We start from the raw sequence: 12254 nt of genomic DNA, 5'->3' as shown, positions 1-12254 counted from the left end.
CTCATGCGCAAGCTGCTCGTCGCCTTTCTGCTCCCGAAGCTCGTTTCTTACCTGCGTCGCCGGTACTCCGGCCGCCCGAGCCCGCGCCACTACTCCTGAGTTCAGGCCGCCGGGGCCACGCGAGGCCTCGGCCCAGCGGCACGGTGCAACCGTGCCGCCTTTCGGCCGTAGCCGAAGTAGATCGCCAGCCCGATGGCGAGCCAGACGGCCAGACGCAGCCAGGTGTCTCCCGGCAGACCGAGCATCAGGCCGAGACAGGACAGGATGCCGAGCACCGGCACAACCGGCATACCCGGCACCCGGAAGGGACGCTGTCGATTCGGCTCCGTCCGACGCAGAACCAATATAGCCGTACAGATCACAATGAAGGCCAAGAGCGTTCCGATGCTCACCAGTTCGCCGAGAAGATCGATAGGCACCAGCCCCGCCACGAGGGCGGTGACGATGCCGATTGTGATCTGGCTCGTGGCCGGCGTCCGGAAGCGCGGGTGCACCCGTGCGAATGCCGGAGGCAGCAGACCGTCGCGCGCCATCGCGTAGAAGATCCGGGCCTGTCCGTAGAGCGCGGCCAGTGCCGATGTCGTCAGGCCCAGGATCGCCCCGACCTTGATCGCCACCGAAAAGGTGCCGAGCCCGATCACCTCGACGGCCTTGGCGATTGGATCGGGCACGTCGAGGGCTCTGTAGGGCACGAGGCCGGTCAGCACGGCCGCCACCGCCACGTAGAGTACCGTGCTGATCGCCAGCGACCCCAGGAGACCGATCGGCGCGTCGCGCTGCGGCTGCCGCGTTTCGCCCGCCGCCGTCGAGATCGTCTCGAAGCCGATGAAGGCGAAGAACACCACGCCGGCTCCCCGCAGGATCCCGCTCCACCCGAACTCCCCGAAGGTGCCGGTGTTCTCCGGTACCAGCGGCGACCACAGGCCCGTATCGACGTGAGCCGCGCCGATGCCCACGAAGGCCAGGATGATGATTATCTTGATCACCACCATCACGGCGTTCACCTGGGTCGATCCGCGATTTCCGCGCACCAGGAGCAGCGTCAGCAGACCAATAAGGAGGGCCGCCGGCAGGTCGAACCACGCCGTCGCACCGCCGGGGAGGGGACTAAAGGGGGCCGCCGTGAGGGCAGGGGGCAGGTGGAGGCCCGCCGTACTCAGCAGCGAGCGGACATACCCCGACCAGCCCACCGCCACGGTGGCGGCGCTCATGGCGTATTCGAGGACCAGGTCCCAGCCGATGATCCAGGCGCAGGCCTCGCCCAGGGTTGCAGAAGTGTAGGTGTAGGTACTGCCCGAGGCCGGCACCATCGCGGCGAGTTCGGCGTAGCAGAGGGCGACGAACCCGCAGGCGACACCGCCCAGCACGAAGGACAGGGTCAGGCCGGGGCCGGCATAGTTTGCTGCCGCCGTGCCGGTGAGGACGAAGATGCCCGCCCCGATGGTCGCCCCGACGCCAAGGGCCACGAGGTCGCAGGCGGAGAGGGAACGCGGCAGGGACGACGGCTCGCCGGCCGATGCCAAGATGTCCGAGGCGGATTTGCACACGGTGGGACTATAGCCCCTCATCGGCCCAACTCTCACATGGCGGTGGAACGCGCGCCATCGCGGCAGATTTTGCGCCATGACGATCGGCGGCAACCTAGCCGTGTTGTCAGAGCCGGGCGCCTCTGGTAGCATTTAGTACAGCATCAAGAGTCAGGGCGATCCCTGACGCCAACCTGCCCTCCCGGGCAAGGTGGCACCCTCCGGCGAACGGCGGGGATGTGGCCGGACCGGCAACCAAACGGGCTTCGCCATATCGTTGTCTCGGCCGGTCGACGCGCTCCTGATGCGCACCGGGCCAGACGAGAGCGAACCATGTTGACGGAAACCCATCCCCCCGAGCCGCAGCAATTTGCGAGCGACAACTACGCCGGCATCTGCCCGGAGGCCTGGGCGGCGATGGCAGCAGCCAACCAAGGCTCAGTCCCGGCCTATGGCGAGGATCCGTGGACGAAGCGGGCGGCCGACGCGTTCCGGACCCTGTTCGAGACGGAGGCCACGGAGGTGTTCTTCGCCTTCAACGGCACGGCCGCCAACGCGCTGGCGCTCGCTTCGCTCTGTCAATCCTATCACAGCGTGATCTGCTCGGCCTCGGCCCATGTCGAGACCGACGAGTGCGGGGCCCCCGAATTCTTCTCCAACGGCTCGAAGCTCCTCGTGGTGGCGAGCCCCGACGGCAAGCTCGACCCGGCCCTGATCCGGGGCGTCGCCACGGGACGCTCGGATATCCATTTCCCCAAGCCTCGGGTGGTGACGATCACCCAGCCCACCGAGACGGGGCAGCTCTACAGCCTCGCCGAGATCCGTGAGATCGCCGCCGCCTGCCGGGATCTGGACCTGCGCCTCCACATGGACGGGGCGCGCTTCGCCAATGCCTGTGCCAGCCTCGGCTGCAGCCCGGCCGAGATGACCTGGAAGGCCGGCGTCGACCTCCTCTGCTTCGGTGGCACCAAGAACGGCATGGCGGCGGGCGAGGCGATCCTGTTCTTCGACCCGGCACTGGCGGAGGATTTCGGCTATCGCTGCAAGCAGGCGGGACAGCTCGCCTCGAAGATGCGCTTCCTCTCCGCCCCCTGGGTCGGGGTCCTGGAGGACGGCGCCTGGCTGCGCCACGCGAGCCACGCCAATGCCTGCGCACAGCGTCTCGCCTCGGCCGTGGCGGATGTGGCCGCCTTCGACCTGATGTTCCCGGTGGAGGCCAACGCGGTGTTCCTGCGCGCCGCGCCCGAGCACCTCGAGGCTCTGCGCGCCCGGGGCTGGCGCTTCTACACCTTCATCGGCGGCGGCGCCCGCTTCATGTTCGCCTGGGATTCGGACCTCGCCCGGATCGCGACCCTGGCGGCGGACATCCGCGCCGTGGGCACCTCGGTCGCCGTGGCGGCCTGAGAGGTCGATCTCTCATCCCGACAGACCGAGGGCTGGCGTCACAGCCGGTTTCGTGTATGGTCCGCGCTGCTCCGACCCGTGTGAACGGGGCCGGGGCACAAGCTGCTTGTGGGCCTGACCGTGCTGGACGACATCCCGGCACCGGCCTTCCACGAGCGTGGCGCGGCTCTCCTGACGGGGCCGCCCGTTTCCGAAAACCCGTACCGAAAGGCACTGCGATGTCGATCACGGCAGAGCGCAAGACCGCGCTGATCAAGGAATACGCGACCGGCGGCAAGGACACCGGTTCTCCGGAGGTCCAGGTGGCGATCCTCACCGAGCGGATCACCAACCTCACCGGCCACTTCAAGACCCACGGCAAGGACAACCATTCCCGCCGCGGCCTCCTGAAGATGGTTTCGCAGCGCCGCTCGCTGCTCGACTACGTCAAGCGCAAGGACGAGGCCCGCTACCGCAGCCTCATCGAGCGTCTCGGCATCCGCCGCTAAACACGGCGCTCACGCGGTTCCGGGCCCGGCCCGGGACCGCGTTTTGACAGTTCGGGTTGCCGGAATGGGTTCGGCCACTCGAAAACCCGGGCGACTTGAAGGCGGATGCGTCGGGGACAGGATCGCGGGGGGCACGGTGCGCGGCGCCCCCCGCCATCTTGCCCCTGACGGCGCCGGGTTCGCCCGACCGCAGGAAGGCTAGACATATGTTCGATATCCAACGCGAAGAGCTGATGTGGGGCGACCGCAAGCTCGTCCTCGAGACGGGCAAGGTTGCCCGCCAGGCCGACGGTTCCGTCATGGCGACCTACGGCGAGACCTCGGTGCTCGCCACCGTGGTGTCCGGCAAGGAGCCTAAGGCCGGCATCGACTTCCTCCCCCTCACGGTGAACTATCAGGAGCGCGCCTACGCCGCCGGCCGCATCCCCGGCGGCTACTTCAAGCGCGAGGGTCGGCCCAGCGAGAAGGAGACCCTGGTCTCCCGCCTCATCGATCGCCCGATCCGCCCCCTCTTCGTCGAGGGCTGGCGCAACGACACCCAGGTCGTCGTCACCGTCCTGACCCACGACCTTGAGAACGATCCCGACATCCTCGCGATGGTCGCCGCTTCCGCCGCCCTGACCCTGTCGGGCGTGCCCTTCATGGGCCCGATCGGCGCCGCCCGTGTCGGCTACGCCAACGGCCAGTACAGCCTCAACCCGCTGGTGGCCGACCTCGAGGCCTCGACCCTCGATCTCGTCGTCGCCGGCACCCAGGATGCCGTCCTGATGGTCGAGTCCGAGGCGAAGGAGCTCGACGAGGAGATCATGCTCGGCGCCGTGATGTTCGGCCACAAGCATTTCCAGCCGGTCATCGAGGCGATCATCCGTCTGGCCGAGAAGGCCGCCAAGGAGCCCCGCAACTTCCAGGCTCCCGAGAACGGCGACGTGGAGCAGGCCGTTCTCGACGTGTGCGAGTCCGATCTGCGCGCTGCCTACAAGAACACCGTCAAGCAGGAGCGCTACGCCGCCGTCGACGCCGTCAAGGCGAAGGTGATGGCCGCCCTCTGCCCCGCCGAGGGCGAGGCGAAGTTCCCGGCCGAGAAGGTCAAGGCCGCGTTCAAGGAAGCGCAGTCCAAGGTCGTGCGCTGGAACATCCTCGACACCGGCTCGCGCATCGACGGCCGCGACGTGCGCACCGTGCGCCCGATCGAATCCCAGGTCGGCGTGCTGCCCCGCGCTCACGGCTCGTCGCTGTTCACCCGCGGCGAGACCCAGGCCCTCGTGGTCGCCACCCTCGGCACCGGCGAGGACGAGCAGTTCATCGACGCGTTGGAAGGCACCTACAAGGAGACCTTCCTGCTGCACTACAACTTCCCCCCCTACTCGGTGGGCGAGACCGGCCGCATGGGCTCCCCGGGCCGCCGCGAGATCGGCCATGGCAAGCTCGCCTGGCGTGCCGTGCATCCCGTGCTGCCGCCGGCCCACGAGTTCCCGTACACGATCCGCGTCGTGTCCGAGATCACCGAGTCCAACGGCTCCTCCTCGATGGCCTCCGTCTGCGGCGCCTCGCTGTCGCTGATGGATGCCGGCGTGCCCCTGCGCCGTCCGGTGGCGGGCATCGCTATGGGCCTCATCCTCGAGGGTGAGCGCTACGCCGTGCTGTCCGACATCCTCGGCGACGAGGATCACCTCGGCGACATGGACTTCAAGGTGGCGGGCACGGAAGCCGGCATCACCTCGCTGCAGATGGACATCAAGATCGCGGGCATCACCGAAGAGATCATGAAGGTCGCCCTGCACCAGGCGCAGGAAGGCCGCGTCCACATCCTCGGCGAGATGGCCAAGGCCCTGACCGACGCCCGTCCCGAGCTCGGCGAGTACGCACCGCGCATCGAGACCATGCAGATCCCCACCGACAAGATCCGGGAAGTGATCGGCACCGGCGGCAAGGTGATCCGCGAGATCGTCGAAAAGACCGGCGCCAAGATCAACATCGACGACACCGGCACGGTGAAGATCGCTTCCAGCGACGGCAAGGCCATCAAGGCCGCCTACAACTGGATCCGCTCCATCGTGGCGGAAGCCGAAGTTGGCATGATCTATGACGGCACCGTCGTGAAGACGATGGAGTTCGGTGCCTTCGTGAACTTCTTCGGCGCCAAGGACGGCCTCGTCCACATCTCGGAGCTCGCCGCCCAGCGGGTCGCCAAGGTGACGGACGTCGTCAAGGAAGGCCAGAAGGTCAAGGTCAAGTTCCTCGGCCAGGACGATCGCGGCAAGATCCGCCTGTCCATGAAGGTGGTCGACCAGGAGACCGGCGAAGATCTCACCGAGAAGCTCAAGGCCGAGCGCAACGCCGAGCAGGACCGCGCCCGCGGACCCCGCCAGGAGGCGTAAGCTTCAGCCTGAGCCGGGTGCGCGAGCGCCCGGCGATGGTCCGAAACGAGAAAGAGCGCGGTCCCGCCAGGGCCGCGCTCTCTTCGTTCGGAGGAACGGCCTCGGCCCCGGACCGACTGAAGTTCAGGCCGCCCGCTCGCGCAGGTGGGCGATCAGTGCAGCGGCGGCGCTGCCAGGGTCGCGATCGTTCCAGATCGTGCACGCGGCTTTGATCGGGACGACGCGGTCGAGGCGGCTGCGCAGATCGCCGTCCTCGGGCCGGGCGCGGGCCGCCAGGCGCTGGGCGAGCACGTCGGGCGCGGCCGTAATGGCGACGACGCCGACATGCGGCAGGGTCCGCCGAGCCTCGTCAACGATCCGGCGGGAGACGTTGCAGACCACCACCCGTCCGGCCCAGGCCTGCTCCACGGTCTCGGAGGGGATCGCGTAGCCCAGGCCATGGGCCCGCCAGTGCAGAGCGAAGGCACCGGAGGCGGCGCCCGCGGAAAAGGCCTCCTCCGTGAGGGCGACGTTGTCCTCGTGGGCCGAGGGCGCCCGGGTGATGAGGCGGCGCGGGAAGACGAAGCGGGGATCGCCGGCGAGCGCGTCCCGCGCCAGCCGCAACAGGGTGTCCTTGCCGGCCCCGCTCGGGCCGACCACGAGGGCGAAGCCGCCGGGCATCACACCACCCGCTCGCCGGCGCGCCAGACCTGGCGCACGACCGGCACGCCCCGGGCGAGGCGGACCCGGACGAGATCGGCGCGCAGGCCCGATTCCAGTCGGCCGCGATCGGTCAGGCCGGTGGCGCGGGCCGGATTGGCCGTCACGGTGGCGATGGCGTCGGGCAGGCTGATGCCGGGCACGCGCTCGGACAGGCCGAAAGCGGCCATCAGCAGACTTGCCGGCACGTAGTCCGAGGACAGGATGCTGAGGATACCGGCCTCCGCCAGGGTATGAGCCGCGACGTTGCCCGAATGCGAGCCGCCCCGGATCAGATTGGGTGCCCCCATCATCACGGTGATGCCGGCCGTGTGCGACGCCTCGGCCGCCTCCAGGGTGGTGGGGAATTCGGCGAGCGCCACCGACTCGTCGCGCGACAGCGCCACGTCGGCCAGCGTCGTGTCGTCGTGGCTGGCAAGCGGGATGCCGCGTTCGCGGGCCAGCGCCACCAGGGCGGGCCGGTTCACGGCGTTGAGGGCATGGCCGTCGCGCATCTTGCGCTCGGTGCTGAGCTTGATCTCCTCCAGGGAGCGACCGCCGCGCCCGGCATAGACGTAGTACTTGGCCACATCGCGGAACTGACGCTGGCCCGGCGTATGGTCCATCAGCGACAGCAGGCCGATGGCATAGCGCTCGGCGAAGGCGCGCACGGTCCCGACCACGTCGGTGGAGGGAATCTCGCAGCGCAGGTGGGTGCGGTGCTCGGACCGGAACAGGTCCGCACCTTGGGCTTCCGCCAGGGCGGCAGCCAGAAGCTCCAGCTCGGTGCCGAGGCCGCTGCCGTCCGGATCGGTGCCGGCCCGCAGCGAATCGAACACCGTGGTGATGCCGGACGCCGCGATCTGGGCATCGTAGGCCAGCACCGCCCCGAGGGGATGCCAGCGCACGCCGGGGCGCGGGGCGTAGTGGCTCTCCAGATGGTCGGTGTGGAGTTCGACGAGGCCCGGGATGATGGTGTCGCCCGCGCAGTCGAGGCCGCGCTCGGGCGCGCGCCCGGTGCCGATCTCGGCGATGCGCCCGTCGACCGCCGCGAGCCAGCCGGTCTCGACCCGGTCGGGCAGAACCAGGCGCGCGTTCTCGAGAATTTCGACCCGGTCCGTCATGCTTGCCTGTTCCCGCTTCATGCCGCCATCGCTCCGCGGAAGGCGGCGACGTCGACGATCCGGGTCGCCACCGCCTCGCGCACGTCCGCATCGTGGAAGATGCCGAGGATGGCGGTGCCGGCGGCGCGCTTCTCGGCGATGAGGTCCACCACGACGGCACGGTTCTGCGCGTCGAGGGAGGCCGTCGGCTCGTCCATGAGGAGGATCGGCCGCTCGGCGATGAGGCCGCGGGCGATGTTCACCCGCTGCTGCTCGCCCCCCGAGAAGGTGGCGGGAGGCAGGGCCCACAGGCGCTCAGGCAGGTTGAGACGGGCCAGGAGGTCGCCCGCCCGGATGCGGGCCGCCTCGGGGCCGAGGCCGCCCTCGCGGCCGGCGGCCTCCACCACGGCGCGGGCGCTGACGCGGGGAATCACCCGAAGGAACTGCGAGACGTAGGACAGGGTGGTGCGGCGAAGGCCCAGGATCTCACGCGGTGCGGCCGTGGCGAGGTCGACGATGCGGTCGCGATCGCGGACCCGGATGGCGCCGGCAGCGCAGCGGTAATTGCCGTAAGCCATCTTGAGGAGCGAGGACTTGCCCGCCCCCGAGGCGCCGCCGAGCACGACGCACTCGCCCGGATGGACCGCCAGGGTGGCGTCGGCGATCACCGGCAGCACGGAGCCGCCGCGCAGATGCAGGGTGAAGCTCTTGGCCACGTTGTCGAAAACCAGGAGGGGCATCGTTGCGTGAAGCGTCATGCGGCGAGCACCGAGGAGACGAGGAGCTGGGTGTAGGCGGCCTGGGGGTCGTCCAGGACCTGGTCGGTCAGACCGGTCTCGATCACCCGGCCCGCGCGCATGACGAGGACGCGGTGCGAGAGCAGGCGCGCCACGGCGAGGTCGTGGGTGACGATGATCACCGCGAGGCCGAGCTCGGCCACCAGACCCCGGATCATATCGAGGAGGCGGGCCTGGACCGAGACGTCGAGGCCCGAGGTCGGCTCGTCCATGAGCACGAGACGGGGCGCGGTGACGAGGTTGCGGGCGATCTGCAGGCGCTGGCGCATACCGCCGGAGAAGCGCGTCGGCGGATCGTCGACCCGGTCGGGGGCGATCTCGACGCGGGCGAGCCAGTCGAGGGCGGTGGCGCGGATGCGGCCGTAATGGCGGTCGCCCACCCCCATCAGGCGCTCGCCGACATTGCCTCCGGCAGAGACCGCCATGCGCAGGCCCTGGGTGGCGTCCTGGCGCACGAAGCCCCAATCCGTGCGCATCAGCGCGCGTCGGTCGACCACGCTCAACGCGTCGAGGTCACGCGTTTCGCCGTCGCGCATGCGGTAGGACACCGAACCCGCATCGGCCGCGACCTCGCCGGCGATGAGCGACAGCAGGGTCGACTTGCCGGAGCCCGATTCGCCGACCACCGCCAGGACCTCGCCGGGGTCGAGGCTGAAGCCGATGCCGTCGCAGGCGAGGCGCCGGCCGTAGCGCTTGGTCAGGCCTTCGACGGTCAGGAGCGGTTCCATCACGCGGCCTCTCCGGTATGGCCGTCGGCGCGGCAGGTCTCGTCACGGCGGGTCTCAACACGGCGGGTCTCGCAATGATCGGTGTCCGAGCAGACGAACATCCGGCCGCCGGCATCGTCGAGGACGACCTCGTCGAGATAGACGCCTTCGGCGCCGCACAAGGCGCAGGGGCGGTCGAAGCTCTGGACCCGGAACGGATGGTCCTCGAAGTCGAGGCTGCGCACCCGGGTGTAGGGCGGGATCGCGTAGATGCGCTTCTCGCGCCCGGCTCCGAAGAGCTGGAGGGCGGGGCAGTCGTCCATCTTGGGGTTGTCGAATTTCGGCGTCGGGGAGGGGTCCATCACGTAGCGCCCGGCCACCTCCACCGGGTAGGCGTAGGTGGTGGCGATGTGGCCGTGGCGGGCGATGTCCTCGTAGAGCTTGACGTGCATCAGGCCGTATTCGGCCAACGCGTGGAGCTGGCGCGTCTCGGTCTCGCGCGGCTCGAGGAAGCGCAAGGGCTCGGGGATCGGCACCTGGTAGACGAGGACCTGACCCTCGGCGAGCGGCGCCTCCGGGATGCGGTGGCGGGTCTGGATCACGGTGGCCTCCGCCGTGCGGGTCGTGGTGGCGATGCCCGCGGTGGCGGTGAAGAAGCGCCGGATCGAGACCGCGTTGGTGGTGTCGTCGGCGCCCTGGTCGATCACCTTGAGGACGTCCGCGGCGCCCAGGATCGCGGTGGTGACCTGCACCCCGCCGGTGCCCCAGCCGTAGGGCATCGGCATCTCGCGGGCGGCGAAGGGCACCTGGTAGCCGGGGATCGCGATGGCCTTGAGGATGGCCCGGCGGATCATCCGCTTCGTCCCCTCGTCGAGATAGGCGAAGTTGTAGCCGGTGCCGGCCGAGACCGTGACGGAGACGGGACCTTGCGGGTTCATTCGGCGGCCTCCGGCCAGGCGGATTCGTCCGGGACCGAATCGGCCGCCCGGGCGGCATGCTCGGCGCGCAGGCGCCGGACGAGATCGAGTTCGGCCTGGAAATCGACGTAGTGCGGCAGCTTCATGTGCTCGACGAAGCCCGTCGCCTGCAGGCTGTCGCAATGGGCCAGCACGAATTCCTGATCCTGGGCCGGCACCACCACGGGCTCGCCGAGCTCGGCGGCCCGGAGCGAGCGGTCCACCAGGGCCATCGCCATGGCCTTGCGCTCGCCCTGGCCGAAGACGAGGCCGTAGCCCCGGGTGAATTGCGGCGGCACCGCATCGCTGCCGTGGAACTGGTTGATCATCTGGCACTCGGTCAGATCGACCGCGCCGAGGCAGACCGGGAAGCCCAGCTCTTCCGGCGTGAATTCGAGCGCCACCGCCCCGACCCGGATCTCGCCGACGAAGGGGTGGGTGCGGCCGTAGCCGCGCTGCGTCGAGTAGCCGAGCGCCAGGATGAAGCCCTCGTCGCCCCGCGCCAGCCCCTGAAGGCGGACGGCCCGATCGGCGGGGTAGTCCACCGGCTCGCGGGTGAGGTCGCCGACGGGGGCGCCCGCGTCCGGGGGCGAGGGCTCGAGCAGCCCGGCCTGACCGAGGAGGTCGGTGACCCGTGGGCAGACGGCGGCGTCGGCCTCCGGCTCGGCCTCGGCGGCCGGCACCGGATCGGCGCCGTCGCCCAGGGCGAAATCCACGAGGCGGTGGGTGTAGTCGAAGGTCGGACCCAGCACCTGCCCGCCGGGCAGATCCTTGAAGGTGGCGGAGATGCGCCGCGTCAGCGTCATCGCGCCGGTGTCGACGGGCGCGGTGGCGCCGAAGCGCGGCAGCGTGGTGCGGTAGGCCCGCACCAGGAACACCGCCTCGACTACGTCGCCCCGGGCCTGCTTGAGGGCGAGGGCGGCGAGATCCGGATCGTAGAGCGAGCCCTCGGTCATCACCCGGTCGACCAGGAGGCGCATCTGCTCGCGGATCTGCGCCACGCCGAGATCGGGCACCGCCGGGTCGCCGCGCCGGGCCTCGGCCAGGAGCCGGTGAGCGTTGTCGATGGCGGCCTCGCCGCCCTTCACGGCTACGTACATGGGGACATCTCCGGGGCGACGGGACGGGTCGAGCGCGGGAGGCCGGCAAGGGACCCGGGGGCGACGAACAGGAGATCGAGGCCCAGGGGGAAGGCCGCGTGGTTCGCGGCCCAGCGCGACGCCCAGTCGGCGGGTAGGGGCGACGCGTCGAACGATGCGGTGCCGCGGATGCCCGGCCCCGCGAAGGCGGGGCCGCCTTCGTCGGACAGGGTCTCGACGGCGAGAATCAGCGTGGCGGAGGTATCCGGGTAGGCGGGGGTGCCGGGCGCGAAGTCCGTGAAGGCCGGGCAACGGGCCGGATCGGCGATCAGCGCGAAGGCGGCCCGATCCGGCGCGTCGACGAGCGGCGCCCCGGTGTGGAAGCGCAGGAAGGCGGCGACCGCCGGCTCGGCCCGGAGCGGTGCATCGAGCCAGACCGGCGTGTCGGCGTCGATGAGCGCCAGGGCCAGCGCCGCGAGTTCCGGCGTGAGCGGCGCCGGGGGCACCAGGGCGGTGGCCAGGGGGCGGAGGCGGCCGGGCCGGCTCAAGGCCTCCATCGCGGCGCGGAACACCGCCTGCCCCTCATGGACGGGATCGGCGAAGCCGCGGGCAAGAGTCCGAGTTTGGGAAAGAGTCTCGGCCTGGGTCTTGGCAAGGGCCTGGGTGTGAGTCTGAGCCATCAATCCTCTCCCCGCGCCAGGGTGAAGAAGTTCACCCGCGTCGCCGCGAACTTGCGGGCGGCCTGCGCCGCAGCCTCCGCCCGGCGTTCGGCGATGGCGGCCAGGGCCGCATCGAGGGCGGGCCGTGCCTCCGGGCGCTGCCAATGGGCATCCACGATGGCGGCGAGGCGGGCGCGGTCCCGGTCGCGGCCGAGATGGTAGGCGAAGCCGGTCTCGCCGCCGGGCAGGCGCACCGCCGCCCGGGTCACCGTGGCCTCGCCGGCGTTGAAGGGCCGGCCGTCGCCGCCGATTCGGCCGCGCACCATGACCAGTCCGGTCTCCGGCCGGCGCAGATCCTCGGCCACCGGGTTCGCGCCGGCCTGCGCCAGGGCCGCGTGCAGTTCGTCCAGGGTGGCCTGTCCGGCCCGAGCCATCGCGCGTTGCCGGGCGGCGGGGTCTGGCATCGGGGGCTCAGGTGG

At 70.4% G+C, this 12254-nt stretch carries 12 protein-coding genes and 1 riboswitch; of the genes, 3 read left to right on the top strand and 9 right to left on the bottom strand.

The genetic code is table 11. The features are described 5' to 3' along the window. Positions 1–101 precede the first annotated feature (101 nt). Positions 102–1568, bottom strand: coding sequence for an amino acid permease (locus J7U37_RS11000; protein ID WP_247635732.1), 1467 nt, complete (start codon positions 1566–1568; stop codon positions 102–104). Positions 1569–1682: 114 nt separating this feature from the next. After that, positions 1683–1795: riboswitch (SAM-I-IV-variant riboswitch) on the top strand. Positions 1796–1859: 64 nt separating this feature from the next. Between J7U37_RS11000 and J7U37_RS10995 the strand changes: the two genes are divergently transcribed. The 3 genes from J7U37_RS10995 (at position 1860) to pnp (ending at position 5796) form a co-directional block, all read left to right on the top strand. Next, complete coding sequence (locus tag J7U37_RS10995) at positions 1860–2930, top strand: low specificity L-threonine aldolase (RefSeq protein WP_247635731.1); 1071 nt, start codon at positions 1860–1862, stop codon at positions 2928–2930. A 218-nt stretch (positions 2931–3148) separates the two neighbouring features. Then, positions 3149–3418 (top strand): 30S ribosomal protein S15, encoded by a 270-nt coding sequence (gene rpsO / locus J7U37_RS10990; protein ID WP_055950756.1) that lies wholly within the window; start codon positions 3149–3151, stop codon positions 3416–3418. A 206-nt stretch (positions 3419–3624) separates the two neighbouring features. Next, positions 3625–5796 carry a polyribonucleotide nucleotidyltransferase gene (pnp, locus tag J7U37_RS10985; protein ID WP_056185267.1) on the top strand — a complete coding sequence of 724 codons (2172 nt, stop codon included), beginning with the start codon at positions 3625–3627 and terminating at the stop codon, positions 5794–5796. A 123-nt stretch (positions 5797–5919) separates the two neighbouring features. Here pnp and phnN read toward each other — a convergent pair whose 3' ends face one another. Genes phnN through phnG form a run of 8 tightly spaced genes read right to left on the bottom strand, consistent with a single transcriptional unit; the run spans position 5920 to position 12239 of the window. Then, on the bottom strand, positions 5920–6456 hold the full coding sequence (gene phnN, locus J7U37_RS10980; RefSeq protein ID WP_247635730.1) for a phosphonate metabolism protein/1,5-bisphosphokinase (PRPP-forming) PhnN: 537 nt from the start codon (positions 6454–6456) through the stop codon (positions 5920–5922). Beyond that, positions 6456–7598 (bottom strand): alpha-D-ribose 1-methylphosphonate 5-triphosphate diphosphatase, encoded by a 1143-nt coding sequence (locus J7U37_RS10975; RefSeq protein ID WP_247635793.1) that lies wholly within the window; start codon positions 7596–7598, stop codon positions 6456–6458. Before J7U37_RS10975 ends, phnN begins: the two co-directional genes overlap by 1 nt. A 17-nt stretch (positions 7599–7615) precedes the next feature. Further along, positions 7616–8335: a phosphonate C-P lyase system protein PhnL gene (gene phnL, locus J7U37_RS10970; RefSeq protein ID WP_247635729.1), complete on the bottom strand. Its 720-nt coding sequence runs from the start codon at positions 8333–8335 to the stop codon at positions 7616–7618. Then, the gene (phnK, locus tag J7U37_RS10965; RefSeq protein WP_056185275.1) at positions 8332–9102 is read right to left on the bottom strand and encodes a phosphonate C-P lyase system protein PhnK; all 771 of its coding nucleotides are present in this window, start codon (positions 9100–9102) and stop codon (positions 8332–8334) included. Before phnK ends, phnL begins: the two co-directional genes overlap by 4 nt. Next, positions 9102–10019, bottom strand: coding sequence for an alpha-D-ribose 1-methylphosphonate 5-phosphate C-P-lyase PhnJ (locus J7U37_RS10960; protein ID WP_247635728.1), 918 nt, complete (start codon positions 10017–10019; stop codon positions 9102–9104). The genes phnK and J7U37_RS10960 overlap by 1 nt, the downstream gene beginning before the upstream one ends. Continuing rightward, positions 10016–11137, bottom strand: coding sequence for a carbon-phosphorus lyase complex subunit PhnI (locus tag J7U37_RS10955; protein ID WP_056185280.1), 1122 nt, complete (start codon positions 11135–11137; stop codon positions 10016–10018). The genes J7U37_RS10960 and J7U37_RS10955 overlap by 4 nt, the downstream gene beginning before the upstream one ends. Next, entirely contained in the window at positions 11128–11796 is a 669-nt protein-coding gene (phnH, locus tag J7U37_RS10950) for a phosphonate C-P lyase system protein PhnH (protein ID WP_282103765.1), read from the bottom strand. The genes J7U37_RS10955 and phnH overlap by 10 nt, the downstream gene beginning before the upstream one ends. After that, a complete protein-coding gene (gene phnG, locus J7U37_RS10945) occupies positions 11796–12239 on the bottom strand; it encodes a phosphonate C-P lyase system protein PhnG (RefSeq protein WP_282103764.1) in 444 nt (147 codons plus the stop codon). The genes phnH and phnG overlap by 1 nt, the downstream gene beginning before the upstream one ends. Positions 12240–12254 lie beyond the last annotated feature (15 nt).

It is taken from the genome of Methylobacterium sp. 37f, from assembly GCF_023093475.1.
Lineage (GTDB): Bacteria > Pseudomonadota > Alphaproteobacteria > Rhizobiales > Beijerinckiaceae > Methylobacterium.
Note: the sequence above shows the minus strand (reverse complement) of the source record. Positions and strands in the feature narration are given on the sequence as shown.

What these genes read in the sequence shown, in the direction of transcription:
- phnG (WP_282103764.1), bottom strand. Translation starts at nt 12,239, where the DNA reads ATGCCAGACCCCGCCGCCCGGCAACGCGCGATGGCTCGGGCCGGACAG.
- pnp (WP_056185267.1), top strand. Translation starts at nt 3,625, where the DNA reads ATGTTCGATATCCAACGCGAAGAGCTGATGTGGGGCGACCGCAAGCTC.
- phnL (WP_247635729.1), bottom strand. Translation starts at nt 8,335, where the DNA reads ATGACGCTTCACGCAACGATGCCCCTCCTGGTTTTCGACAACGTGGCC.
- J7U37_RS11000 (WP_247635732.1), bottom strand. Translation starts at nt 1,568, where the DNA reads ATGAGGGGCTATAGTCCCACCGTGTGCAAATCCGCCTCGGACATCTTG.
- J7U37_RS10995 (WP_247635731.1), top strand. Translation starts at nt 1,860, where the DNA reads ATGTTGACGGAAACCCATCCCCCCGAGCCGCAGCAATTTGCGAGCGAC.
- phnK (WP_056185275.1), bottom strand. Translation starts at nt 9,102, where the DNA reads ATGGAACCGCTCCTGACCGTCGAAGGCCTGACCAAGCGCTACGGCCGG.
- rpsO (WP_055950756.1), top strand. Translation starts at nt 3,149, where the DNA reads ATGTCGATCACGGCAGAGCGCAAGACCGCGCTGATCAAGGAATACGCG.
- phnN (WP_247635730.1), bottom strand. Translation starts at nt 6,456, where the DNA reads ATGCCCGGCGGCTTCGCCCTCGTGGTCGGCCCGAGCGGGGCCGGCAAG.
- J7U37_RS10975 (WP_247635793.1), bottom strand. Translation starts at nt 7,598, where the DNA reads ATGACGGACCGGGTCGAAATTCTCGAGAACGCGCGCCTGGTTCTGCCC.
- J7U37_RS10955 (WP_056185280.1), bottom strand. Translation starts at nt 11,137, where the DNA reads ATGTACGTAGCCGTGAAGGGCGGCGAGGCCGCCATCGACAACGCTCAC.
- phnH (WP_282103765.1), bottom strand. Translation starts at nt 11,796, where the DNA reads ATGGCTCAGACTCACACCCAGGCCCTTGCCAAGACCCAGGCCGAGACT.
- J7U37_RS10960 (WP_247635728.1), bottom strand. Translation starts at nt 10,019, where the DNA reads ATGAACCCGCAAGGTCCCGTCTCCGTCACGGTCTCGGCCGGCACCGGC.